Source organism: Pseudarthrobacter sp. L1SW, from assembly GCF_020809045.1.
Classification (GTDB): Bacteria; Actinomycetota; Actinomycetes; order Actinomycetales; family Micrococcaceae; genus Arthrobacter.
Genome location: NZ_CP078079.1, coordinates 429,016 through 454,388 on the forward strand (window position 1 = coordinate 429,016; position 25,373 = coordinate 454,388).

22 protein-coding genes are annotated in these 25,373 nt (G+C 66.0%); 13 read left to right on the top strand and 9 right to left on the bottom strand.

Annotated elements, in window-relative coordinates; genetic code table 11:
• Positions 1-16 precede the first annotated feature (16 nt).
• Entirely contained in the window at positions 17-1,327 is a 1,311-nt protein-coding gene (locus tag KTR40_RS02050; RefSeq protein WP_228405131.1) for an acyltransferase, read from the top strand.
• 233 nt (positions 1,328-1,560) lie between these two features.
• On the top strand, positions 1,561-1,884 hold the full coding sequence (locus KTR40_RS02055) for a GNAT family N-acetyltransferase (protein WP_139027630.1): 324 nt from the start codon (positions 1,561-1,563) through the stop codon (positions 1,882-1,884).
• Between the two features lie 46 nt (positions 1,885-1,930).
• Here KTR40_RS02055 and KTR40_RS02060 read toward each other — a convergent pair whose 3' ends face one another.
• Positions 1,931-2,248, bottom strand: coding sequence for a hypothetical protein (locus KTR40_RS02060; protein ID WP_228405132.1), 318 nt, complete (start codon positions 2,246-2,248; stop codon positions 1,931-1,933).
• A gap of 554 nt (positions 2,249-2,802) precedes the next feature.
• On the opposite strand from KTR40_RS02060, the gene KTR40_RS02065 reads away from it, so the two are divergent.
• The 5 genes from KTR40_RS02065 (at position 2,803) to KTR40_RS02085 (ending at position 9,103) form a co-directional block, all read left to right on the top strand.
• A complete protein-coding gene (locus tag KTR40_RS02065; protein WP_228406228.1) occupies positions 2,803-4,449 on the top strand; it encodes an aspartate aminotransferase family protein in 1,647 nt (548 codons plus the stop codon).
• Complete coding sequence (locus tag KTR40_RS02070; protein ID WP_228405133.1) at positions 4,446-5,801, top strand: lysine N(6)-hydroxylase/L-ornithine N(5)-oxygenase family protein; 1,356 nt, start codon at positions 4,446-4,448, stop codon at positions 5,799-5,801. Before KTR40_RS02065 ends, KTR40_RS02070 begins: the two co-directional genes overlap by 4 nt.
• Entirely contained in the window at positions 5,798-6,367 is a 570-nt protein-coding gene (locus KTR40_RS02075) for a GNAT family N-acetyltransferase (RefSeq protein WP_228405134.1), read from the top strand. Before KTR40_RS02070 ends, KTR40_RS02075 begins: the two co-directional genes overlap by 4 nt.
• Positions 6,364-8,229, top strand: coding sequence for an IucA/IucC family siderophore biosynthesis protein (locus tag KTR40_RS02080; RefSeq protein WP_228405135.1), 1,866 nt, complete (start codon positions 6,364-6,366; stop codon positions 8,227-8,229). The genes KTR40_RS02075 and KTR40_RS02080 overlap by 4 nt, the downstream gene beginning before the upstream one ends.
• A 67-nt stretch (positions 8,230-8,296) precedes the next feature.
• Positions 8,297-9,103, top strand: a complete 807-nt coding sequence (locus KTR40_RS02085) for an SDR family oxidoreductase (protein ID WP_228405136.1) — start codon at positions 8,297-8,299, stop codon at positions 9,101-9,103.
• Here the strand turns inward: KTR40_RS02085 and KTR40_RS02090 are convergent.
• A complete protein-coding gene (locus KTR40_RS02090) occupies positions 9,053-10,162 on the bottom strand; it encodes an FUSC family protein (RefSeq protein ID WP_228405137.1) in 1,110 nt (369 codons plus the stop codon). The two genes, KTR40_RS02085 and KTR40_RS02090, sit on opposite strands and share 51 nt — an antisense overlap.
• Positions 10,163-10,404: 242 nt before the next feature.
• Positions 10,405-12,024: an MFS transporter gene (locus KTR40_RS02095; protein ID WP_228405138.1), complete on the bottom strand. Its 1,620-nt coding sequence runs from the start codon at positions 12,022-12,024 to the stop codon at positions 10,405-10,407.
• 521 nt (positions 12,025-12,545) lie between these two features.
• Between KTR40_RS02095 and KTR40_RS02100 the strand changes: the two genes are divergently transcribed.
• Positions 12,546-12,806, top strand: a complete 261-nt coding sequence (locus tag KTR40_RS02100; protein WP_228405139.1) for a hypothetical protein — start codon at positions 12,546-12,548, stop codon at positions 12,804-12,806.
• 175 nt (positions 12,807-12,981) lie between these two features.
• Here the strand turns inward: KTR40_RS02100 and KTR40_RS02105 are convergent, their stop codons facing one another.
• Entirely contained in the window at positions 12,982-15,507 is a 2,526-nt protein-coding gene (locus KTR40_RS02105) for an ATP-dependent DNA ligase (protein ID WP_228405140.1), read from the bottom strand.
• A 40-nt stretch (positions 15,508-15,547) separates the two neighbouring features.
• On the opposite strand from KTR40_RS02105, the gene KTR40_RS02110 reads away from it, so the two are divergent.
• The 3 genes from KTR40_RS02110 to KTR40_RS02120 all read left to right on the top strand — a co-directional run bounded on the left by KTR40_RS02110 (position 15,548) and on the right by KTR40_RS02120 (position 18,220).
• Complete coding sequence (locus KTR40_RS02110) at positions 15,548-16,726, top strand: Ku protein (protein WP_228405141.1); 1,179 nt, start codon at positions 15,548-15,550, stop codon at positions 16,724-16,726.
• A 218-nt stretch (positions 16,727-16,944) separates the two neighbouring features.
• Positions 16,945-17,799, top strand: coding sequence for a class I SAM-dependent methyltransferase (locus KTR40_RS02115; protein WP_139027638.1), 855 nt, complete (start codon positions 16,945-16,947; stop codon positions 17,797-17,799).
• A complete protein-coding gene (locus KTR40_RS02120; RefSeq protein ID WP_228405142.1) occupies positions 17,792-18,220 on the top strand; it encodes an SRPBCC family protein in 429 nt (142 codons plus the stop codon). Before KTR40_RS02115 ends, KTR40_RS02120 begins: the two co-directional genes overlap by 8 nt.
• A 172-nt stretch (positions 18,221-18,392) precedes the next feature.
• On the opposite strand, the gene KTR40_RS02125 is transcribed toward KTR40_RS02120, so the two are convergent.
• The 5 genes from KTR40_RS02125 to KTR40_RS02145 all read right to left on the bottom strand — a co-directional run bounded on the left by KTR40_RS02125 (position 18,393) and on the right by KTR40_RS02145 (position 23,236).
• Positions 18,393-18,671, bottom strand: coding sequence for an HPr family phosphocarrier protein (locus KTR40_RS02125; RefSeq protein ID WP_013599585.1), 279 nt, complete (start codon positions 18,669-18,671; stop codon positions 18,393-18,395).
• 65 nt (positions 18,672-18,736) lie between these two features.
• On the bottom strand, positions 18,737-20,824 hold the full coding sequence (locus KTR40_RS02130; RefSeq protein WP_228405143.1) for a fructose-specific PTS transporter subunit EIIC: 2,088 nt from the start codon (positions 20,822-20,824) through the stop codon (positions 18,737-18,739).
• A gap of 2 nt (positions 20,825-20,826) precedes the next feature.
• Positions 20,827-21,834 (bottom strand): 1-phosphofructokinase family hexose kinase, encoded by a 1,008-nt coding sequence (locus tag KTR40_RS02135; RefSeq protein ID WP_228405144.1) that lies wholly within the window; start codon positions 21,832-21,834, stop codon positions 20,827-20,829.
• Entirely contained in the window at positions 21,831-22,637 is an 807-nt protein-coding gene (locus KTR40_RS02140; RefSeq protein WP_228405145.1) for a DeoR/GlpR family DNA-binding transcription regulator, read from the bottom strand. Before KTR40_RS02140 ends, KTR40_RS02135 begins: the two co-directional genes overlap by 4 nt.
• Before the next feature lie 341 nt (positions 22,638-22,978).
• Entirely contained in the window at positions 22,979-23,236 is a 258-nt protein-coding gene (locus tag KTR40_RS02145) for a DUF6458 family protein (RefSeq protein ID WP_133349335.1), read from the bottom strand.
• A 243-nt stretch (positions 23,237-23,479) separates the two neighbouring features.
• On the opposite strand from KTR40_RS02145, the gene KTR40_RS02150 reads away from it, so the two are divergent.
• Together KTR40_RS02150 and KTR40_RS02155 are read left to right on the top strand one after the other, a co-directional pair.
• Positions 23,480-24,124, top strand: a complete 645-nt coding sequence (locus KTR40_RS02150; RefSeq protein ID WP_228405146.1) for an alpha/beta hydrolase — start codon at positions 23,480-23,482, stop codon at positions 24,122-24,124.
• Positions 24,125-24,521: 397 nt separating this feature from the next.
• Positions 24,522-25,274 (top strand): HAD family phosphatase, encoded by a 753-nt coding sequence (locus tag KTR40_RS02155; RefSeq protein WP_139027644.1) that lies wholly within the window; start codon positions 24,522-24,524, stop codon positions 25,272-25,274.
• The last annotated feature ends 99 nt before the right edge of the window (positions 25,275-25,373 follow it).

The following is a 25,373-nucleotide window of genomic DNA, read 5'->3' on the forward strand; positions in this document are numbered from 1 at the left end:
GCAAAAAGGATTGAACGTGGGCGGCGTACAGGAGCAGGGGACATCCCCGCAGCCCGGACCGGCAGCCAGCCGTGACGAGGTGATCGACCTTGTCCGGTTCATTTGCCTGGCACTGGTGGTGGTTGGCCACTCCAAGATGGTCAGCCCCGTCCTCCATCCGGACGGAACAGTCACCACCCACAACACCCTGGCCGAGCAGGACTGGTTCGAGCCCGTGATCTGGGTGTTCATGGTCATGCCGCTGTTCTTCGTAGCCGGCGGCGCCACAGGGCTGCAGTCCTGGCAGCGGCTCAAGGCCCAGGGCGGCACCGCCGCCGAGTTCCTCCACGCACGGCTCCTGCGGATGGTGCGGCCCGCCGTCGCGCTGCTGGCGGCAATGTTCCTTGGGCTCTGGACGGCCGGGCTGCTGGGCGTGCATCCGCAGGCGGTGCAGCTGATGGCTGCCGGTGCCGGAATGCCGCTCTGGTTCCTTGCGGCGTACCTGGCGGCGCAGCTGGCCATTCCGCTGCTGGCCGCCTTCCATGCGCGGAGCCCCTGGCTGGCAATGGGGGTCCTCGCTGCCCTGGTGGTGGCCATTGACTGCCTCCGCGGGACCCTGCCCCTGCTCGCGTATGCCAACCTGGTGTTCCTGTGGTGCGCGGTGCAGCAACTGGGGTTCCTGGCGGCTGACGGCCGCTTCGCCAGGCTCTCCAAGTCACGCCTGCTTGCGCTCATCCTCGCCGCGAACCTCCTGCTCGGCTTTGTCGCAGCCCTGGGCCTGTATTCCGGGAACATGCTGGTGAACCTCAACCCGCCGAACCTGACCCTCCTCCTCCTGGGCATTTCGCAGGCCGCCCTGATAGAACTGGCCCGGCCTGCACTCGTGCCGCTCTGCTCCCTCGGCTGGGTGCGGACGATGCTGCGGGTGGCGGGCGGCCGCTCGCTGACCGTGTACCTGTGGCACCTTCCGCTGCTGGTGGGAATGTCAGGACTGCTCCTCCTCACCTCCGTCCCCAAGCCTGCCGCCGGAACGGCGGAGTGGTGGTGGGCACGGCCCCTTGTCCTGCTGGCCTTGCTCCTGCTGCTGCTGCCGGCCGTGGCGGCATTTGGCCGCCTGGAGGACCGGCCGACGACGCCCCTCCGCGGCCGCCGTCGGCCCACCCTGGCGGTGGCGGCCGCCGTCGTGGTTGTCTTCGCCCCCGCGGTAGGGGCCGCGATCAACGGGCTGACGCTGGGACTGCTGGGTGCGGGGGCGGCCTGTTTCCTGGTGGCACTGGTGCTGCTCCACGGCATGCGGCGCCCGCTGCGGACCGGATCCGCTCCCACAGCCAAGGAACTGTTCCGGTAGGCAACCCGTTGGCCGGCTCACCGCCTTGGCTTGGTGCTGGTCATGCCGTTGGCGGGATAACCGGTACCCGTTCAACACGGTTCTTGTTGCCGGCGCTCCAGCTGGCGGGGGAGTCGGTGAAGCGGGAGCTGACATTCAGTCCTGGCATCACCGCCCCCGGCCACTTCCGGTTGGGTAGGACACTGGGGGCCCGGGGCATTGCCAGCGGAGTGAAGTAGTGCCAGTGTCGAACCATGACCGAGAACATGACTTCCACCGAAGACCAGTTCAGCCCGGACGTCTCGCTGGCACGCAACGATGCAGAGGGCTGGTATGAACTGCGGGTGGACGGGAAACTGGCTGTTCGATCCTTCTTTGACGACAAACCCGGGCACATCGACTTCAGCCACACCGAAACGTCCGAGGGCTTCGAAGGCCAGGGCCTGGGGAAGGTGCTGGCCCATTTCGCCCTCGACGACGTCGTAGCCACCGGCAAGCGGATCATTCCCCATTGCCCCTTCATCGCAGGCTACCTGCGCAAGCATGAGGGGTACGAACAGTTCGTCGACTGGCCCTGAGCCTCCGGCGCCCTCCCAATCCGGAGCTCCCTGCCCCTGGCCGGAGTCAGCTGGCCAGCGCGTGTCCGCTGAGGACCGGGACGTCGATGGTGAATCCGCAGGCGCAACGGTAGGTTTCCACGTGCTCGGAGACCGCACCCATGCCCACGCCCACCGGGACCACCGTGGTTCCGTCCACATACACGGGAAGCCGAACGGGGAGTGCTTCCGGATCCACCAGCTGCATCGGGGCACGGCAGTGCATGCGTGAATTCAGCGTCACCAGCAAGCCCATATCTGCGGGCCTGGTGAAGCCCAGCTGAGTTCCTGCTGCTGCGGCGGGCTCCCCGGGCACCGTAAGCTGGTTGTCTGTAGCGGTGGTCATGATGTTCATCCTTGGGCTTCTTCACGAAGCTGCCGGCGTTGGCAGCCCCGCCGCGAACTGCTTGCGGAGGTTCATTTACCCCATAAGCAAAGCATGCTTACTAATTCTTCGGCAAGTTGGGTGTCACGTCCCCGGCTCGCTGGCCGCCAGCGCCGCCACTGCAGCCTCCACCCGCCGGGCCGGAACAGCAGGCAGATAAGCGCTGCAAGCCCGTGAGTACTGCGTACGGGACAAAGCTGGAGATCATGAAAGTCGTCGGCGTTCCTCCATACACGGGTTTGGCCGCCGGCATGCCAACCCCTAACCCGGGCGCCTTCCACTTCCGCGCCCTGCGTCCTGCCGTCCTGCATGCTGTCACGCCTACTGTCCGCGGGGCCGCACATTCTGCAGCAGGAGGGCGTTGGCTGCCAGTCAATGACGTCGCGAGGAGGCGATATGGGGCAGATTGCCAGCGCTTTGGCTAAATACATCACAAAAGTTTGATTAAAAGGGTCACCTAAGTAAGGCTTGCCTTTGTTCGAAGGAAAGCTGACCGAAGGAAGACCGTGCCGCTGATGCCCCGCCTTGATGAGTTGGACGTGGAAGACCCGCCCAACACCCAGGAAGCCACCCGCCCGAACGGGCCATGCCAAGAACTGCCAGAACGTGCGGGCACTGGCCAGGAACGCACTGGCAAGGATTTCGGCTCGCGCGTGGAACTCGCGCTGGGGGCCAGCAACCACCTCCTTAACGCGCGCAACTCACCCCGGTACGTGGCCCAAGTGCTGCAGGCGGTCACAGCCGTAGCCACCAAACTGGAGCGGACCACCCGGCCGTTCACTGGCGTCGGACCTTCCGAGATGGAGGCCCGCATTGGCGCCGTGGACCTCGAAACACCCCTGCCGGACACCGCAGCCGCCCTCCAGGAACTTGAGGACGTGTACCTGCGCGATGCCGTGTACTTCCACGACGCCAAGTATGCCGCCCACCTCAACTGCCCCGTGGTCATCCCTGCGCTGGTGGGCGAGGCTGTCCTGTCCGCGGTGAACTCCTCCATGGACACGTGGGACCAGAGTGCAGGGGCCACCATGATCGAACGCCGGCTCATTGACTGGACGGCAGAACGACTGGGCCTCGGCATCGACTCCGACGGCATCTTCACCTCTGGCGGCAGCCAGTCCAACCTCCAGGCCCTGCTGATCGCCCGCAACCACGCTGTTGCCGGCCTGCGGCAGGACCCTGCGCGCACCGGACTCCGGCTTCCGGCGCTGCTGGACACGCTACGGATCTTCACGTCCGAGGACAGCCACTTCAGCATCCAGAAGTCGTCATCGATGCTGGGCCTGGGGTTCGACGCCGTCATCAGCGTCCCGTGCACGCCGGACCACCGGATGGACCCTGCCGCCCTCGCCGAAGCCATGGCCGAGGCGCGCCGCGCCGGGCTGACCCCGATGGCGGTGGTGGCCACCGCGGGCACCACCGACTTCGGTGCGGTGGACCCGCTCGCGGAGATCGCAGCGCTGGCGCGGGCTTACGGTGCATGGTTCCATGTCGATGCTGCCTATGGCGGCGGCCTTTTGGTGTCCTGCCGCTACCGGCACCTCCTCGACGGCACCCGGCTTGCCGACTCGGTCACCGTGGACTTCCACAAGACCTTTTTCCAGCCGGTCAGCTCCAGCGCCCTGCTGGTCCGCGAACGGGCTGTGCTGCGCCACATCACCTACTATGCGGACTACCTGAACCCGCAAAGCGCGGCGCTGGCAGCTATCCCCAACCAGGTGGACAAGAGCATCCAGACAACCCGGCGGTTCGATGCCCTGAAGCTATGGCTCACCCTCCGGATCATGGGCGCGGACGCCATTGGGGCCCTGTTCGACGAAGCCATCGACCTCGCTGCCCGCGTGGGCGCGCGCCTTGAGGCCGAACACGACTTCGAGCTTGCCGCCCCACCGCAGCTCAGCACCCTGGTGTTTCGGTACCGGCCCCGGTTGGACGGCGGAGGGCGGCTCAGTGAAGACGACGCCGACGTCCTCAATCCCGCCATCCGCGCCGCCGTCTTCACCTCCGGGGAAGCCGTGGTTGCCGGAACCGTGGTGGGCGGCCGCCACTACCTGAAGTTCACCCTCCTCAACGCCGAGGCCACGCTGGAGGACATCTCGGGCATCATCAATCTCCTGCGCCGCACGGGCGCCGGACTGCTGCGCCGGGAGGTGGCCGCATGAGCACCCCCAACTCCGGCAGGATCTACGACTTCGCCGCCATCGGCGTCGGACCTTTCAACCTTGGACTGGCAGCGCTCGCCGAGCCGGTGGAAGGGCTGGACGGCATCTTCCTGGAACGCTGCGAGTCATTTGACTGGCACCCCGGCATGATGCTGGAGCCGGCCCACCTGCAGGTGCCCTTTATGGCGGACCTCGTGACGCTGGCCGACCCCACCTCGCCCTACTCGTTCCTGAACTTCCTCAAGCAGACCGGCCGGCTGTACCGCTTCTACATCCGGGAAAACTTCTACCCCCTGCGTGCAGAGTACAACCAGTACTGCCAGTGGGTGGCCGGGCAGCTGCCCTCCGTCCGTTTTAGCACAGCTGTGCTGGAAACAGCGTACGACCGCGGTGTGTACCGGCTTTCCGTCTCGGGTCCGGAAGGCCCGGAGGTACTGCTGGCGCGCCGGCTGGTGCTCGGCACCGGCACCTCCCCGTACCTACCCGAAGCTGCGGCAGGAATCGCTGCCGCCACTGCTTCCGGCAGCGGGGGAGTGGTCCTGCACAACGCCGACTACCTGTCCCGGAAGGCGGAACTGCAGGAGCAACGCAGCATCACCATTCTGGGCAGCGGCCAGAGCGCGGCCGAGATCTACTACCAACTGCTTCAGGAATCGGACATCCACGGCTACCAGCTGAACTGGGTTACCCGTTCCGGGCGGTTCTTCCCGCTGGAGTACACCAAGCTGACCCTGGAGATGACCTCGCCCGAGTACGTTGACTACTTCCACGCACTCCCTCAGCACCAGCGCGACCATCTCACCAAAACCCAGAAGAACCTCTACAAGGGCATCAACTCGGACCTGATCGATGCCATCTACGACCTCCTCTACACCAAGAGCATCTCCGGCACGGTGGACACGCAACTGCTGACCCACTCCACGCTCACTGCGGCTGAATGGGACGCTGATGCCGGAACACACATCCTGCATCTGAAGCACGGTGAGCAGGGCACTGCCTACACGCTGGAGAGCGAGGCAGTGGTGCTCGCCACCGGCTACGGCTACCAGGAGCCGGGCTTCCTTGCGGGCATCCAGGACCGGATCGCCCGGGACAGTGCAGGAAGGTTCGCCGTGGACCGGAACTACAGCGCCGGCGTGGAACCCGGAGAGATCTTCGTCCAGAACGCCGAACTGCACACGCACGGATTCGTCACCCCTGACCTGGGGATGGGTGCCTACCGCAACTCCTGCATCCTGCGCGCCATCATGGGCCGCGAGGTGTACCCGGTGGAGCGCAGCATTGCCTTCCAGCATTTCGGGGCCCCAGCGAAGGTGGGTTCCCCGCTGGAGATTGGGCCGGTGCCGGCATGACATTCACCTTCCGTTGCCTCGACCCCCAAGCCGATGCACCGCTCCTGCGCAGTTGGGTGATCCAGCCCTACGCTTCCTTCTGGGGCATGCTGTCCGCCAGCCTTGAGGACGTGGTCGAGGAATACACAAAGATCCAGGCCAGTGGCCACCATCATGCCCTGCTGGGGCTCGACCACGGCGTCCCCGCCTTCCTGACGGAGGAATACCTCCCCGCATCGTCACCGTTGGGCGCGGTCTACCCCGTCCTCCCCGGTGACGTGGGGATGCACTTGCTGGTGGCGCCGCCGTCGGTCGCTCCGGTGCGGGGCTACACCGCCGCGGTGATGGACGCCGTCCTGGCACGGCTCTTCAGCAGGCCCGGAGTGGACCGGGTGGTGGTGGAGCCGGATGCCGGTAACACCAGGATCCAGGCCCTCAACGCCCGGCTTGGTTTCCAGCCCGCCGGGGTGGTCAACCTTCCAGACAAGGACGCGCTGCTGAGCTTCTGCAGCCGTGACCGCTACCTGGCCGCCCGAACATCCCTTCCCCCCGTCCGCACACCCATGATCCAGGGAGCACAACTATGACTATCGATCTCGATTTCGCCACGACTGCCACCCCCGGGCAGCAGCCCTCGGCCGGCCCGGCACCCCATCTCACGGGGGAGAAGTGGGACAACGCCAACCGGCACCTGCTCCGCAAGGCCCTGGCCGAGTTCACCCACGAACGGATCCTCACGCCGGAACGTGTAGGGGAGGGGGCCGATGCGGGCGGGAGCGGCAGCTACCGCCTCCGCGGCGACGGCGGCACCTCCGAGTACCGGTTTAACGCCCGGATCCTGGAGATGGACCACTGGTCCATCGATCCCCGCTCCATCCGGCACTTCCGGGACGATGCGGAAGCGCCGCTGGACGTACTGGAGTTCATCACGGCGTTCCACGAAACCCTGGGCATCGACCTCCAAATGCTCCCTGTCTATCTGGAAGAAGTCAGCAGCACCCTGGCAAGCCACGCCTACAAGCAGTGGGCGGGCCAGCCGTCGGCCGTTGAACTCGCTGCCGGGATCACCGGCGGCGAGAACCCGGCTGCCGACTTCCAGGCCATTGAGCGCAGCATGACCGAGGGCCACCCCTGCTTTGTTGCCAACAACGGGCGCCTGGGCTTCGGCATCAGCGACTACCACGCCTTCGCACCCGAAACGGGTGCTCCGGTGCAGCTGGAGTGGATCGCCGTGCACCGGAGCCACGCCGTCTTCACGGCATCGGAAGGACTTGATTACCGGGCACACCTGCAGGCCGAACTCGGACCCCTGCTGGGCACCTTCACCTCCGCACTGCAGCTGCACGGACTGAATCCGGACCAGTACTTCCTTATGCCCGTGCACCCCTGGCAGTGGGAGAACAAGCTCACGGTTACGTTCGCGGCAGAGATTGCCCGGCAACGCATCGTCTATCTGGGCACTGGGACGGACAGCTACCAGGCGCAGCAGTCCATCCGGACCTTCTTCAACACCAGCGACCCCACCCGCCACTACGTCAAGACGGCCATGTCCGTGCTGAACATGGGCTTCATGCGCGGGCTGTCGCCGGAGTACATGAAGGCCACCCCGGCCATCAATGACTGGCTCCGGAACCTGATCGAGGCGGACGATGCGCTTCAGCGCCGCGGATTCACCATGATCGGCGAAGCCGCCGCCATCGGCTACCGCAACGGCTACTACGAGGCAGGATCCGCCGGCGGGTCGCCCTACCGCAAGATGCTCTCCGCGCTGTGGCGGGAAAGCCCGCTCTCGCTGTTGCAGGACGGCCAGCAGCTGTCCACCATGGCCGCCCTCCTGCACGTTGACGCGGACGGCACGCCCCTGGTTTCGGCGTTCATCGAACGCTCCGGCCTGACCGCAGAGGACTGGCTGCGGCGGTACTTCGAGGTTTACCTGGTTCCACTGGTGCATTGCCTGTTCCGGTATGAGCTGGCGTTCATGCCGCACGGCGAGAACGTGATCCTGGTACTGGAGAACGGCGTACCGGTGAGGGCCGTCATGAAGGACATCGCCGAGGAGATCGTGGTGATGGGAGACCGGCTGGACCTGCCGGAGGAAGTGTCCCGGATCCGGGCGGAAATTCCGGACCGCCAGAAGGTGCTGGCGATCTTCACTGACGTCTTCGACTGCATCTTCCGCTTCCTGGCCGCGCTCCTGGATGAGGACGGAAAGCTTGACCAGGTCGACTTCTGGAGGATTGCCGCCACCGCCATCAAGGAATACGAAGCGGAGCATCCGGAACTTGCCGGCCAGTTCTCCCGGCATGACCTCTTTACCGCCGACTTCGAACTGTCCTGCCTCAACCGCCTCCAGCTGCGCAACAACCAGCAGATGCTGGACCTGGCAGACCCCTCCGGCGGGCTGCAGATGGCAGGACGCCTGGCCAACCCGCTTGCGAGGTTCGCCTGAGGGCCAGGCGTGCATCACACGGGCAGGGTACCGGGACAGCAGATCGGGGCCTCGCTAGGCTTGCAGCATGACCACGCCGCACGCACAGCAGGATCTTTCCGGGACCACAGCCCTGATCACCGGGGCCAGCGCGGGCCTGGGGTCCGAGTTCGCGCGCCAGCTCGCCTCCCAGGGCTGCAACGTGGTGCTGGTGGCGCGGAACCGGAAACGCCTCGAGGAAACCGCGGCGGGCCTGGAACGGCGCTACGGAGCCATTGCTGAGGTACTTCCTGCCGATCTGACGGACGACGCCGGCGTGGCCGCCGTCGTCGAACGTCTTTCCGACGCGCGGCGGCCGGTGGGGATCCTTGTCAACAACGCCGGGATCGGCTTGCTGCACAACTTCGAGGACAACCACATCTCCGAGGAGAAGAAGCACCTCAAACTGCACGGGGAAACCGCCATGGAGCTTACCCATGCTGCCCTCAAGGGCATGCTGGAGAGGGGGGAGGGCCGGATCATCAACGTGGCCAGTATCGCCGCGTTCCTGCCGCGCGGCACCTACTCCGCCGCGAAGGCCTGGCTGGTGAGTTTCAGCCGCTGGGCCAACCTTGCCTATGCGAAGCAGGGCATCAAGGTCACCGCGGTGTGTCCGGGCTTTACCCACACGGAGTTCCACGACCGGATGGGCATGGACAAGTCCGTGGCGCCGTCGTGGGCCTGGCTGCACGCGGAGCGGGTGGTGCGGGAAGGCCTGGCGGACAATGCGCGGGGCAAGGCGGTCTCGGTGCCCTCCAAGAGGTACAAGGTAGTGGCGGCCGTGGCCCGGGTGGCGCCGGCAAGGCTAGTGGCGGGGCCGCCGCGGAAACCGAAGCAGGGGCTGAAGCCCCAGTAGAGCGGCCGGCGAGCGTGACCCTGCCCGCCGTACAACCACCACAACGCCGATTCCCACCAGCGCCCCCACGAGGGTCTCCACGCCGCGCTCCAGGATCAGGACCAGTGGATCTGCGGGGGCTGCGAGCTGGGTCATCAGCAAAATGACCGGCGTGAAGGAAACCATGGCCAGGCCGTAGTGGCGGGCCATGAACAGCTCGGTGGTGAACTGGAAGAGAATTACCAGCAGGGCGAGCACCACGGCCTCCCGACCCGGGAACAGGCCTGCCAGGGACCACGGCCCGGGAATGATCACGACGCCGGTCACGGCCAACCCCACGAATGTCCCCACGATGCGGTGTATTCCGCGCCGGACGCTGCTGGGAAGGTCGGCTCCCGCCAGCGGCACGGCGGCGGCAGCCATTGCCCAGTGCGGATGGCCGCTGCCCGTGAGGACACCTACGGTGCCCGCGGCCCCCACAGCAAGGATGTACCGGGAAGCATGCACCAGCATCCCGCGGTGCCCGGCAGGGCTCACGGCCGGGGCAGCCCGGACGGCGCCAGGCTGCCAGGACCTGGTGCGGATCCAGCCGCCGAAGCCCACCAGCATGGAGAACGCGGCGGACCCTGCGGCGATCAGCATGGCCACCTGCCACGGAACCACGGTGGGCACCGAAGCGCAGGCCCCCAGCGCCAGGATCCCAAAGAAAGGTCCGTTGGGCTTGAGCCGCACACGGTCCGCGAAGACCGATCCGACGCCGGCGAGAAGGGCCTCTACGCCCACCAGCCACCACGAGTGGAGATGGTTGGCGGAGAGGAATACGCCCACTGCTACACCGCCCAGCAGGACGACGGCGGCCTGGGACTGGTGCCGGAGCCGGAGTTGGTGCGGCTCCGACCGTCCGTACATGCCGGTCAGGGCGCCGAAGACGGCGTAGATCATGAGGTCTGCGCGGCCCATTGCCAGGAGCAGGAGCGACGGAACCGCAACGCTGAGGGCAACGCGCAGCGCCGCCAGGTGGTCGTTGTTGGCCGGTTCCAACCGATGGAGCGCGCGCACCTGCAGGAGGACGCGTTCCATGGCTCATCACCCCTTGCTGTTCATTAGTGGCCTTTTGGAAGTTATCACCGCGGGGTTGGGCCGGTCATGTCCAGTGCCCGCTGCAGGACTTGGAACGTCACTATGGCCGGCGCGCCAAAGGCCCGCCCCTTCGTGCTTCCCCCAAGGGAAACACGCGGACGGGCCTTCTGAGCGTGGGCTGCAAGACGTGCCCCGGTCCGGGAGGACCTGTTCCCCCGGGTGTGCAACCAGGCGCCGGTCAACTAGGCGCCGGCAGGAACCTTTTCGGCCTCGCGTGCGTCAGTGATGTCCTGGGTCTCGAACGGGAGTTCGTCCAGGTTGATCAGCGGGTTCTCGTCCTGCGTGGCAACCAGTTCGCGGGCTTCGGCCTGGGTATCCACGCTGGGCATGGATCCAGGCAGCGGGCGCTGGGCCGACTCCTTGAGGAAGTAGATGGCCACGGCACCCACCAGCGAGGTACCCATCAGGTAGTACGCCGGCATCATGTCGTTCCCCGTGGCGCTGATGAGGGCTGCCACGATGAACGGCGTAGTGCCACCGAAAATGGCCACCGAGAAGTTGTACGCGATGCCCATCGCCCCGTACCGGCTGGAGGTGGGGAACTGCGCCGGGAGGGCGGAGGCCAGGTTGGCGACGTAGAACGTCACCGGGAATGCGATCAGCGCCAGGCCGGCCAGGGTGGACCAGATCTCGCCGATGCCGATCAGCAGGAAAGCCGGAGTGGCCAGGACCACTGTGCTGACTGCGCCGATCCACAGGACGGGCCGGCGGCCGATCCGGTCCGACAACTTTCCGGTTAGCGGAATGCAGAGGCTCATGACCACCAGTACGGGGATGGTCAGGAGGGTGCCGTGCACCGGATCGTAACCCTTGGACTCTGTGAGGTAGGTGGGCATGTAGGACGTCAGCGCGTAGCCGGCGGTGTTTGCTGCGGCCACCAGGATCATGGCAATAATAATGGAGCGCCAGTAGGCCTTGACGATGCCCACCGGGCCCTTCGCCGTTGCCTGGTCGGATGACGCCGCATGCTTCGCGAGATCCTCCTGGGCGTCCAGGGTGGCCTGGAACTGGGGGGACTCCTCGATCTTGCTCCGGAAGTAGACCGCGATCAGGCCCAGGGGCCCGGCCACCAGGAACGGAATACGCCAGCCCCACTCCTCCATGGCTGCCTGCCCGAGCGTCAGCTGCAGGACCGAGACCAGGGCGGCCCCGATGGCGAAGCCCAGGTAGCTGCCCAGGTCCAGGAAGCTGGCGAAGAACCCGCGGCGCTTGTCCGGGGCGTATTCGCTGACGAACGTGGTGGCGCCGGCGTATTCACCGCCGGTGGAGAAGCCCTGGACGATCTTCAGCAGCACCAGGAGGCCTGCGGCCCACAGCCCGATCTGGGCGTAACCGGGCAGGAGGCCGATGGCGAACGTGCTCGCAGCCATCAGCATCAGCGTGGCAGCGAGGATCTTCTGCCGGCCCATCTTGTCGCCCATCCAGCCGAAGATCACGCCGCCCAGGGGACGGGCAATGAACGTGGCGGCGAAGGTGCCCAGCAGGAACAGCGTCTGGGTGGTGGGGTCGGACTCCGGCAGGAACACCGGACCCATGGTGGTGATGAGGTAGCCGAACACGCCGACGTCGTACCATTCCATGGTGTTGCCCACGATGGTTCCGCCGAGGGCTTTTTTCAGCATGGGCTGGTTGACGACATTAACGTCCGACTCCTTGAGTCGGCGGCGCGCGAGCAGCTTCGGCTTGCGCGGGCTCTTGGAATGAGCCGACGACGGCGGCGCGCCAGGGGGTGTAGCTTGGTTGGTTCCTGAGGCGCTGGTAGCGCCTGCGGAAGAGTCGGTCGTGCTTCGGTCTGTGGGCATTTGGGCAACTCCTGTGGAGGTCATTTGCTTGCGACTTGTAGCTGCCCCGCTCCGGGCAGGCCTTCAATTTTACGCGAATGCCGTAGCGCCTGCGTGGTTTATGCCGTAGGATCACCCGTTTGGCAGCCGTATTCAGCAGGTTTGCCCGAATTCTTTTCCCGGCTTTTCCCGCGCCATCACTGGCATGCGGCGGGACCAGGCCCATCGTTACCTAATCTTTTCCGTTGAACGCGCCACACCCCCGCATATTTGCCCTGAAACAGCGCCAAAAGTGACCGCGACCACGCCGTTGCAGAAGCCGCCGGGCGTGGATCCGGCCGCCGTTTCAGGTGCACTTTGATGGCCCAGGCGGAGGGGGTTCACAGGTGCCGTGAGCGTCCCTAAGGTTGTTCCATGGAAACACTTTCTTTCAAGTAGGGGACGCCTGCGGCCATGCCACTGCGGGCCGCTTCGAAAGTTCTTAATGGGGGCCCAGCTCTGGTCACTCTCGATAGCACTTCATCTGTGGAAAGGAAGAACAAATGGCTGACGAAAAACGTGAATCCCACATCAGTCCAGAGGTTGCGGACCACCTTGCGGCGGCAATGGAAACTCCGGACATGCCGGGTGCGGCAGCACCGCTTTCCCCCGCGGGGGCTGGCGGCCAGCAGACCTGGCCGGACGGCAATGGAAAGCGGCGGCATCCGAAGGAGCGCGGATCCGCCCACGGCCGGATGGGACAGGGCGCCGCAGTAACGGCGATCCACCGCACCAGCCGGCCGCAGATGCCGCACTCGTCCTAGGAGCGGACCGCTTCCAGGACGCGCATCCGCCCTGGCGACGCGTGAATGGCCTGGTGACACCCGAATACCCGTGTCGCCAGGCCTTTTCCGTGTCCCGGGACAATATGCGCGTCCAGGACTGCCATCCAAGTCGGTTGCCGGGAGCTGGAGGCAAACGTGCTTGCGGCCCGTCGGTTCAGTCTTCGCGCACTACCTCTGCCGGGTCCTTGTCCAGCCGCCAGCCCCTCCAGCGCGGGTGGCGCAGGCGTCCGGTCCCGGTCCATTCGCCGTACGTCACCTCGCCCACCAACTGCGGCGCCACCCAGTGCGCGTCCGCCGCGTCCGGCCGCGGAACGTCCAGGAACGGCGAGGTTTTCCGGGCCAGGCGGTCCACGGTCTGGCGGAGCTCGGCGAGTTCCCGGCCGCTGAATCCGCTGCCCACCCGGCCCACATACTGGAGCTTGTCGCCGTCCGGGATTCCCACCAACAGCGAGCCCACAGTGTCCTGGCGCCCGCCTTTGCCCGGACGCCAGCCGCCCACCACAACCTCCTGCGTCTGCTCCACTTTCAGTTTGATCCATGTACGGGTCCGCTGCCCGCTCACGTACCGGCTGTCCGTCCGCTTTGCCATCACCCCTTCAAGGCCAAGTTCCCGGGCGCTTTCCAGGATGTGTTCCACCTTGTCCTCGAGGACCGGGGATAGCCCGGCGGGGCAGCCTGATGGGGTGAAGAAGTCCTCCAGCCGTTGCCGGCGCTTGGCGAGCGGCAGCCTCCGGAGGTCCGTTCCGTCGTGGTGCAGGAGATCGAAAAGCAGCAGCTGCACGGGAATGGCAGTCCGGGCCCGTGCGACGTCGGCTGGACGGGTGAGCTTCATCCTTCCCTGCAGGAGCCCGAAGTCGGGCCTGCCTGCCGGGCCGATGGCCACGATCTCGCCGTCCGCAACGAACGGCTGGGCCGGCCAGCAGGTCCGATCCACAAGTTCGGGGTAGGTGCTGGTGACATCATTGCCGTTGCGGCTGAAAATCCGTACCGCCTTTTCGTCTCCCACAAGGATGGCGCGAACCCCGTCCCACTTGAGTTCGAACTGCCAGTTGCTGCCCTGCAGGTCCGCTGCATCACCGGAGGTCGCCATCATGGGCCGGTACTCCTCAGGCGAGGCAGCCGTGCCCGTCGCTGCCCGTGCCGCCTGTTCTTCCGCCGTCGTTACCCTCTTTGCCGTCGCCGTATTCGTCGGTACTGCCTTCGTCGGTACGGCCTCCTTGGGCGCCTCTTCCGGGGCCTCCTTCCCGTCCGGCACTTCCTCCTGCCCTTCCCCCGGCGGTGCGTGCCGCCGTCGTCCGCTCCGGGGCTCCTTGTCCATGAGGTGGATGAGCCACTGTCCTTCGGCATCCTTGCCCTGCCCCCGCCCCGTGTGGATCAGGGCGAACTTCCTGCTGCCGCCCAGCCCGCCGCCCTCGGAGCCGTTCAGGGTAACGATGACTTCCCTGCCGTTGATCCACTTCTGCAGTTCATACGTTCCGGTGTCCCAGATGGTCATCTCGCCGGCGCCATACTCCCCCTGGGGGATGGTGCCGTGGAAGGTGAGGTAGTCCATCGGGTGGTCCTCGGTCTGGACGGCGAGGTGGTTCTTCCCGCCGCTGTTCGGGACGCCCTTGGGAAGCGCCCAGGACACCAGGACGCCCTCGTGTTCCAGCCGAAGGTCGAAGTGGAGCCGGCTCGCATGGTGCTCCTGGATGACAAAAGCGTCGCCGGTGCCGGCTGCGCCGCTGAACGGCTCCGGCGTGGCCTGGGGATCACGCATGGAGCGGTACTTCTCCAGCTTGGGGTCATTGCCGGCGTTGACGACGGCGGCGAACGGGTCCCTGCCCTCCTGCACCCGCCGGATCACCGACTTATAGTCCAGATGCGTGAGGCCGGGGGAGCCGATCTCCTCCCAGGTCCGGGGCGCAGCCACCATGGGGGTGGGGCGGCCGCGCAGCGAGTACGGCACAATGGTGGTCTTGGCCGCGTTGTTCTGGCTCCAGTCCACCAGGACCTTGCCTTTGCGCAGGGTCTTTTTCATGTCACTGACGGCCAGGTCCGGGTGGTCGGCCTCAAGGGCGCGGGCAAGTTCCCGGGCGAAGGCGGAGATCTGGTCAGAGGTCTGGCTTCGGTCCAGGGCAGCATACAGGTGGATGCCCTTGCTGCCGCTGGTCACCGGGACAGGGTCCAGGCCCACGTCCTGGAGGATGGTTCGCGCCAGGAGGGCTACTTCCACGCACTCCTCGAGGCCGGCGCCGTCGCCCGGGTCCAGGTCCAGTACCAGCCTGTCCGGATTCAGCTGGTTCCCGTGTGAATCCACCTGCCATTGCGGGACATGGACTTCCAGCGAATTGATCTGGCCGAACCACGCGAGCGTGGCGGGGTCGTTGACCATGGGGTAGTAGATGGTGCGGTCCTTGTGGGTGATGGCTGCACGGGGGAGCCATCCCGGGGCGGAATCCTCAAGGTTCTTCTGGAAGAACACTTCGCCCGGTTTCTCGGCGGTCCCTACTCCGTTCACCCACCGTTTCCTGGTGGCCGGCCGGTTGGCTGCAGCGGGGATCAGGACGTGGCCCACTGCGGCGTAGTAGGCCAGGACATCCGCCTTCGTGGTGCCCGTGGCCGGATAGATGACCTTGTCCAGGTTAGTGAGGGTCAGTTCCCGGCCGGCAACCCGGACACGCTCCTTAGCGGCGGGCACGGGGCTTCACCTCCGGCGCTGCGTGATGTTCACTTGAGGGATGAGAGCCATCTGGAAAGGTGCCATCGCGTTCGGCCTGGTCAACGTGCCCGTGAAGGTCTACAGCGCCACTGAGGATCATGACATCAGTCTGCACCAGGTCCACAATGCCGACGGCGGCCGGATCCGCTACCAGCGCCGGTGCGAGGTCTGCAGCCAGGTCATCGATTATTCGGACATCGAGAAGGCCTACGAGGAAGACGGCCGGACGGTGGTCCTGTCCAAGGACGAGCTCAAAGCCATTCCGGCGGAGAACAGCCACGAGATTGAAGTGGTGCAGTTCGTCCCGTCCGAGCAGCTTGAACCCATGATGTTCGAGAAGAGCTACTACCTTGAGCCGGACTCCAAGTCTCCCAAGGCCTACGTTCTGCTGCGGAGCGCCCTGGAGGACACGGACAGGGTGGCCATTGTCCAGTTCGCCCTCCGTGAGAAGACCCGCCTGGGCGCCTTGCGGATCAAGGACGATGTCCTGGTGCTCCAGTCCCTCCTGTGGCCGGACGAGGTGCGCGAGGCGAAATTCCCTTCCCTGGATGCCTCGGTCAAGATCTCCTCGCAGGAGCGCGATATGTCCGCGGCACTGGTGGAGTCCATGGCGGCTGATTTCGATCCCGCCTCCTTCACGGACGATTACCAGGTCCAGCTCCGCCAGCTCATTGAGGCCAAGCTGGAGCAGGGTGAATCGCTGGACACCGAGGAAACGTTCGGTGTGGAAGCCGGAGAGGGCGGCAAGGGCGAAGTCATCGACCTGATGGAGGCGCTGAAGCGGAGCCTGGACCGGAAACGCGGCGGCGGGTCCGATGCCTCTGCCGGCGCTTCCGGTGATGAGGCTGGCGCTGAAGCCGGCGGGGAATCCGGCGCGGAAGCCGGCGGCAGGCAGGCGGAGGGCGAAAAGCCGGCGGGCAAGCGGTCCACGGCGGCCGCCAAGACGGGTACCGAAAAGACCAGTACCGCCAAGACCAGTGCCGCCAAGACGGCTACTGCCAAGACCGGCACTGCCAAGACCGGCGCCACGGCGAGGTCCACTGCCGCGAAGTCCACGGCAGCGAAATCCGCCGCTACAAAGTCCACGGCAGCAAAATCCACTGCTGCCAAGCCGACGGCGGACAAGGCCGCCGCCAAACCTGCTGCCAAGGCTTCCACCAGTAAGGCGGCGGGCACGCGGGCGCGCAAGCCCGCGTGAAGGGCTGCGTGATGGTCCCCATGGTTGTCCTCGGGCCGTGGTGCCTGCCCGCGCTGTGAATGCCATGTACATGAAACTACTAAGCTTGCTTGCTTTCCGGTAGCGGGTGCGTCTTTACAGCCGACACCCGGGCGTCCACAATGAGTCATCACAGCCTCCGCTGTGCCCAGCAGCGTGCTGTCACTCACGCTGACATGCCACCGGAGAGGGGCGCGGAAATGAACGATCGGGCGCAAACAGCCGAGGCGGACCTCGCGCTCAAGCAGAAACACCGGGCCATGTGGGCGTCGGGGGACTATCCCGCACTGGCCAGCGAACTCCTCCTTGAGCTGGGGGCCATCCTGGTGGAAGCCTGCGGCATCACTTCCCGCCACCGCGTTCTGGACATCGGCGCCGGAGCGGGCAACGCCGCCATCCCCGCCGCCATGATGGGCGCGAAGGTGGTGGCGAGCGATCTCACCCCCGAACTGTTCGACGCCGGCCGCCACCAGGCGGCCGACCGGGGCGTGGTGCTTGAATGGAAGGAAGGGGACGCCGAGGCCCTGCCTTTCGGCGACCATGAGTTCGACACCGTGATGTCCTGCCTCGGCGTCATGTTCGCTCCCCACCACCAGGCCGCCGCTGATGAGCTGCTGCGGGTCTGCAAACCGGGCGGCACCATCGGACTTCTCAGCTGGACCCCGGACGGGTTTATCGGCAAGATGTTCGCGGCCATGAAGCCCTTCGCCCCGCCGCCTCCGCCGGGCGCCCAGCCGGCGCCGCTGTGGGGGAGCGAGGACCACGTCCGTGAATTGCTGGGAAACAGGGTCACGGACGTGCACACCCGCAAGCAGGCGCTCGTCGTCCGGAGCTTCCACCAGCCGGAAGACTTCGTCCGCTACTTCAAGTCCCACTACGGCCCCACCATCTCGGTCTACAAGTCCATTGCCGAGGACGTGGACAAGGTCAAAGCCCTGGACAAGGCGCTGACAGAGCTGGCGGACTCCTTCGGCGATGCCCACGGCGACACCCCGTTCCAGATGGAATGGGAATACCTGCTGTTCACTGCGAAGAAGGCCAAGGAAAATGGCTGATCATGTGGCCACATCCTCGGTCGCTGTGGATGCCCCTCCGGCGCGCGTATGGGACGTCATCACGGATCCGGCGGCCACGAAGGAGTTCATGTTTGGTGCTGAACTCGCCACGGGCTGGAGCGTGGGCGGACCCATCACGTGGACCGGCACCTGGGAGGGCAAGGATTACCGGGACAAGGGGGTAATCCTCGAGGTCGAGCCGGCCAAGAAGCTGGTCTATACGCATTTCAGCCCCCTCGCCGGCCAGGAAGACAAGCCGGAAAACTACCACACGCTCACCTGGACACTCCAGGACCAGGGCGGCCGGACGCTTTTGACGCTGACCCAGGAGAATAACCCCACCGCCGAGGCGGCCGACCACTCAAAAGGTATGTGGGACAAGCTCGTGGCGGACGTCAAGAGGATTTCCGAGCGCACCTAACCCCTGCGTTCCCCCGCCCAAGTAGGTAGCGCTAAGTGTCGTTTTGGAGGCTCAAAACGACACTTAGCGCTACCTAGTTGGGGAGGGGCGCACTTAACGCGAGCGGCCGCCGTCGGGCGTTTCCCACGGAGGGAAGGCCCGACGGCGGCCGTGCGGCTTTGGTGCCGGACTGCTACTCGGCGTCGTGATCCGTTTCCAGGATCTGGACCAGGTGGTCCAGCGCGGTGTCCGCACCGTCACCTTCTGCGCGGAGGACCACCACGTCGCCGTGCGAGGCGCCCAGGCTCATGAGGGACAGGATGCTCGCAGCGTCCATCGCCTCATCCGCCGGCTCGCCTTCGCGGGCGATGGTGATGTCCAGGTCGTACTCTCCTGCTGCCTCGGCAAAGATGGCTGCGGGGCGTGCGTGCAGGCCCACGCGGCTGGCGACGGTTGCTGTGCGTTCTGGCATTTTTGCTCCTTTGTCTTCCGGCGGCTGGTTGAAATGCCGGGTAGAGGTAGTGGGTGAGGCAGGGGTCAGACGGTTGCTGGGACGGGTTCCACCGTAGCAGCGGTCTTGCGGGCTGCCCAGCGCTTCAGGGCCACGACGGCCAGTGCGGTGACGATGGTGCCGGCGATGATCGAGAGGACGAACATCAGCACGTTGTTGATGGCGAAGAACACGAAGATACCGCCGTGGGGTGCCTGCGATGTGACACCGAACGCCATGGTCATCGCCCCGGTAACGGCACCGCCCAGCATGCTGGCAGGAATGACGCGCAGCGGGTCTGCCGCGGCGAACGGGATGGCGCCTTCGGAGATGAAGGAAGCACCCAGCAGCCAGGCTGCCTTGCCGTTTTCACGCTCGTTCAAAGTGAAGAGCTTCTTGTCCAGGACCGTAGCCAAGGCCATGGCCAGCGGGGGAACCATGCCGGCAGCCATGACGGTTGCCATGATCTGCCACGGTGCCTGGTTTGTGGCGCTGCCGGCGCCGAGCCCGGCGACGGCGAAGGCGTAGGCCACCTTGTTCACAGGACCGCCGAGGTCGAAGCACATCATGAGGCCCAGGATGATGCCCAGGACCACTGCTGACGCGCCGGTCATGCCGGACAGCCAGCCGTTAAGTGCCGCGGTGAGGCCGGCGATGGGGCCGCCAAGGACCAGGAACATCAGGCCGGAAGCGAAGATCGAAGCCAGCAGCGGGATGATGACGACGGGCATCAGGCCGCGAAGCCAGCGGGGGACAGACCACGTGCCGATGAGGTGGGCCATGTAGCCCGCCAGGAGGCCGCCGACGATGCCGCCGAGGAAGCCCGCGCCCATGAACCCGGAGACAGCACCGGCAACGAAACCGGGGGCAATGCCGGGCCGGTCAGCGATGGCGTAGGCGATGTAGCCGGCCAGTGCGGGGACCAGGAAGCCCATGGACAGGGCGCCGATCTTGAACAGGACTGCGCCCAGGTATGTGGCGAGTCCGCCCTCGGGAAGGTTGCCGAAGTTGTTCTGCACAACCACTTTGTCCGCGACTTCGGTGATGTCGTAGCCGCCCAGCAGGAAGCCCAGGGCGATCAGGAGGCCGCCGCCGGCAACGAACGGGATCATGTAGCTCACGCCGGTGAGCAGCGCCCTCTTCAGCTTCTGGCCGATGTGCTCGCCCTTTTCGGCTGCTGCCTGCTCGGCCTGCTCCTCGGCACCGAAGTGTGGGACGCGCCGCGCGTTCGGGTCCGAGGCTGCTGCGAGCGCTTCCTGGACCATCTTGGCAGGTTCGTCGATGCCGCGCTTGACGGGTGCGTTGATGACGGGCTTGCCGGCGAAGCGCTCTTTGCCGCGTACGTCCACGTCCACCGCGAAAATCACGGCGTCGGCGGCTGCGATGACAGCGGGATCCAGCGGCTTGGCGCCGGAGGAACCCTGGGTCTCCACCTGCAGGTCGACGCCGGCCTCCTGGGCAGCTGCCACCAGGGAATCAGCTGCCATATAGGTGTGCGCGATGCCGGTGGGGCAGGCAGTCACGGCCACGAGGCGCTTGGGGCCGGACCCGGCAGAGCCTGCCGAAGCCGTGCCCGCCGCAGCGGCGGGGGCAGTGCCTGCCGCAGCCGTGCCGGCGGAAGCCCCGGAGGCACCCGAGGAAGCAACAGCGTCAGCAGGTACCGCCGCTGCGTGGGCTGCCGGCTTTTCGGCAAGTGCGCCGTCCACCAGTTCCACGATCTCCTCGCGGGAGGAGGCATTGCGCAGGGCTGCGGTGAAGTCCTTTTTAATGAGGGACCGGGCCAGTTTGGAGAGCAGCTTCAGGTGCGCCTGATCGGCTCCGTCCGGGGCCGCGATGAAGAAAATCAGGTCCGCCGGGCCGTCCTTGGCGCCGAAGTCCACCTTGGGGTTAAGGCGGGCCATGGCCAGGGTGGGTTCCGTGACGGCGGCCGAGCGGCAGTGCGGGATGGCGATGCCGCCGGGGATACCCGTGGCGGTCTTCTGCTCGCGGGCGAAGGCGTCGGCAAAGAGGCCTTCAACTTCTGTTGCGCGTCCGGCGGCAGCTACTTTGCTTGCCAAGTGCCGGATCACCGCCTCGGGCGCGTTGCCCAGGTTCTGGTCGAGCTCGACCAGGTCCGTGGTGATGAGCTGGGTCACTGTCAATCCTTTCGAAGGGCCGTGATGGTTACGGCATCCGGGGTGGTTTGGTGTACTGCCGGAACCGTTGAACCGGGCAGGGAGGCGGCTGCGGCACCGTGGGCCACAGCCTGGCGAAGGCAGTCGGCCGGGGCGGCGCCCTGGCCGTGGGCGAGCAGGTAGCCGGCCAACGCGGAATCGCCCGCGCCCACCGTGCTGACCGCGGCGACCGGCGGATGCGTGGCCAGCCACGCGCCGTCGGCCGTTACCAGGACAGCTCCCTTGGATCCGAGAGTCGCCAGGACAGCACCCACGCCTGAACGTACGACGGCGGCGGCGGCTGCCGCGGCAGCCTCCGGATCCGCTTCAAGTTCGTCAGCGGTGGCCGCGGCGAAGCCGGCTGCAGCAGCCAGTTCCGCCAGTTCTTCGGCGTTGGGTTTGAGGAGGTCCGGTTTCCCGGAACCGTTGCCGGCCAAATCGGCACCGGCATCGCCTCCGGACATTGCCGCGGCGAGCGGCGCACCGGAGGAATCCACGGCGATGAGCGGTGCACTGCCGTTGCCGGCTGCGCGGATCCGGCGGGCCGCCGTCGCGTAGAAATCAGAAGGAAAGCCTGGCGGGAGCGAACCTGCGAGGACCACCCAGCTGGCGCCGCGTGAGCTCTCCAGCAGCAGTTTGATCAGTGCTTCCTGCTGGTCCGCATCCATGACCGGGCCGGGCTCATTGATCTTGGTGGTCACGCCGCCGGGTTCCGTGAGGGCCACATTGGTCCGGAGTGGTTCGTTGATGGGCAGCGAGACAAACGGCACCGCGTTTTCCCGCAGCCCGGCCAGGACGGGGTCGCTGTCCGCGCCGGGGAGCACGGCAACAGATTCCAGGCCGGAGGCGACCAGTGCGCGGGAAACATTGACGCCCTTGCCGCCTGGCTCTTGGCTGACGGAAACGGCGCGCTGCACTTCGCCCCGCGCCAACGGGCCGGGCAGTGCAACCGTGCGGTCAAGGCTGGGGTTGGCGGTGAACGTGACGATCATGCGATCACCACGTCAACGCCGGCTTCTGCCAGGGCTGCTGCCAGCTCCGGGCCGGGTTCGCTGTCTGTAATCAAGGTGTCCAGATCTTTCAGGGAGGCGAACTGGACCAGGGTTTCCGTGTCCAGCTTGGAGGAGTCGGCCAGCACCACAATGCGGCGGGCCGAGTGGACGAAAGCTGCCTTGACGGCGGCTTCCTCGGGATCGGGCGTGCTCAGCCCAAAGCTTGCATGGATTCCGTTGGTGCCGATGAAGGCAATGTCCGGCCGCAGTTTGCCGGCGGCCTCCACGGTTGCCTGGCCCACGGCAACCTGGGTGATCCCGCGCACCCGGCCGCCCAGGACCTCGAGGGCGATCCCTGGAGCGCTGGAGAGTTTGCCGGCGATGGGAACGGCGTGGGTGATGGCCACCAGTTCGGCCCGTGGTTCCGCTGGGTCGGACGGTTCGACGGCGGCGCGGCGCGACAGCATGTCCGCCAGGACTTCCGTGGTGGTGCCGCCGTCGATCAGGACGCTGCCGGCGGAGTTGCGCGGAATGAGTGCCAGGGCCGCCTCTGCGATCCGGATCTTCTCGTCAGGCCGCTGGATGGCGCGCTCAGTGACGCTTTCCTCAGTGGTGCTGAAGCGGTCTGCTGCAACAGCCCCGCCGTGGACGCGGCGGACGGTGCCGGCGTTCTCGAGGGTAGCGAGGTCCCGGCGGACGGTTTCGGTGGTGATCCGGAAGCGCTCGGCCAGGAGGGTCACGCTGACCCGGCCGCTGCCGGCAACAAGCTCGGCAATCTTTTGCTGGCGCTCCTCGGCGAACACGTACCCTCCGTTGCGTAGGTCTGCTGGTGCTGTGGATCGTTCGGTGGACGCCGTTGCTGAGTGACTGGCATCACATGATGTTGAGTTACTTGACTTTATCTTTGCTTGTGTTGGTTTGTCAATGGAAACCCACATGAAACAAAATCCCACGGGGCGGGCGTCCCGTGACCGTTCGGAGTTTTTGGCCAGATAAGCCGACTTTTCGGCGCGGGGAGCCCTGCATATCTGCCCAAAACTCCCGGCTGGGGAAAGCGAAAAGCCGGGCCAGACCACGAATGGTCTGGCCCGGCTCCTCGGGTCAATGCCTTGTCCTGCACTGCAGCAGGGTGGACTTTGTAGTGCTACAGCCCGCCGTCGCGGCTTTCGTTCCGGGTGATGCGTTCCCCGGTGTTGGGATCAACCACGGACCGCGTCTCGCTGACCCGCCTGCTGCGGCCGGGGGAGGCGAGGATGAGGGAGGCGATAAGTCCAATGACGCCGACTGCCATGAGGATGTAGCCGATGAGCACCTGGTCAACGAAGGGGATGAGGCCCGGAGCGACCGCCCAGGCGAGGATGGCGCCGAGTGCGATGAGGAAAATGGAGGATCCGATTCTCATGAGTTGCTCCTTGTTAATCACGGATGGGCGTCTTCTTAGCCCGCGGACGATTGGTAAGCATGCTGTCCGTTAAGCGTCACGCTACAGCCCGAAGTAGCGGTATTCAATGGTGGGCGCCGGCACGTAACCCATTCGTTGTGGTGTGGCGCCTGTGAAGAAAGGGGCTTGTGAGCCCGGGGTGGTGTGGTTGGCGGACCGGCACGGCTGGGGCGGCGGGCTGCGCAGGATGGCTAGGCTGATCCGATGGAAACAGTTGTGTGGTCTAAACCTGAAGGTGAGCGGGCGGGCACCCCGCTGCTTGTGATGATGCACGGCTACGGCACCGATGAGTCCCGCATGGTCCGCCTTTTTGAATACCTGCCGTCCGAGTTCACGTGCGCGGCAGTGCGCGCGCCGGTGGCCATTGGTGACCACTGGGGATGGTTCCTGCTGGACTACTTCCTGGCCAACGACTTCGCGGACGTCATTAAGGCCTCGAGCGCCGTCCAGGCCTGGATCAACAGCGTTAAGGGCCAGCACAGCAGCGTGAGCCTGCTCGGCTACTCGCAGGGCATGGCAATGGCGAGCACCCTGCTGCGCCTGCATCCCAAGGACTATGTGGCGGTTGTGGGCCTTTCCGGTTTTGTGCTCCAGAATGAGCTGCTGTCCCTCACGGAATCCTTCGACACCAAGCCGCCCTTTTTTTGGGGAAGGGACAAGGCGGACCTGGTCATCAACGAGGACGCGATCGCCTACACGGAGGAATGGCTCCAGCAGAACACGCTCCTCACCGCCAGGACCTACCCCGGCATGGGCCATGCAATGTCAAAGACGGAAATGGTGGACGTCAGCGTCTTCCTGCGCCACTATGTGCTCCGTCCGGACGGGACCACAAAAATCCAAGCCTGACGGTCCCGGATGCTGAGACGTGCCTCACGTCAGGTTCCGCTAGAAAAAACAGTTGCCAGCTAAATTTGTAAGCGCTTACACTCTTCTTCGGCCGCTATCGCGGCCCTGAGCTGGGCGGACAAGGAGATCAGCGCGGTGCCGAGGGTTTACTGCAGCCGGATACTGTCCCACGTCCTGCATCCGGCCTGCGCCTTTGGAGGTGCCGCCGGCTTGTCCGACGCCGGGCTCCGTGTCCATGATGGTAGGGATACAACGATCAGCGAGGCCAGGGCCGCCGCGCTCCCTTCGCGGACCGCCGCCTCCCCTGGCCGCCGATCATCCGGGCATCGATGCCTCCCCACTCCAAGCATCCAGCCTTCAAGGCTGCCCGCCGTCCTGGAAGGACAACGCACCGCTGATGAATGAAAATACCGCAGCAGACCACGCAACGGCCGAGGTGTCCGCCTGGGCCGATGCCTCTGCCATCCTCTTCGACCTGGACGGCGTGCTGACACCCACGGCAACCGTCCATGAGCAGGCATGGCAGGAACTGTTCGAGGACTACCTGGCGGCTCAGCCGCAGGTGCCCGGATACAGCGAGAGCGACTACTTCGACCACATCGACGGCAAGCCGCGCTTCGACGGCGTCCGGGATTTCCTGGCCTCGCGGGGGATTAAGCTCCCCGAGGGCCCCACTGATGACGACCCCGCCAACACCACCGTGCAGGGCCTGGGCAACCGGAAGAACCGGATTTTCAACGACATCGTGAGCGCCGGAGTGGAGCCCTTCACCGGCTCGGTGCGTTTCCTCGAAGCCGCGCTTGAACGCGGGCTGAAGGTCGCCGTCGTCTCTTCCTCCCGGAACGCCCCGGCCGTCCTTGCGGCGGCCGGGCTCAGCGAGCGCTTCCCGGTGGTGGTGGACGGTGTGGTCGCGGCAAGCGAAGGCCTGCCGGGCAAGCCCAGCCCCGCCACCTATGAGTATGCCGCCCGCCTGCTGGGCCTTCCCAGCGGGGAATGCGTGGTGGTGGAGGACGCGGTGTCCGGTGTCCAGGCCGGCGACGCCGGATCGTTCTATTCGGTCATCGGCGTGGACCGCGGCGCCGGGCGGCAGGCGCTGCTCGACGCCGGAGCCACCCTGGTGGTCAATGACCTCGAGGAACTTCTTCCCTAAAGAAGGCAGCCTTCCCCGAGGCCGCCCGCTGCTACCCCCGGCAGCTCCCATCAGTACCAGTTACCCCCCCCGAAAAGTATCCCCAGGCCGGCAGCAAAC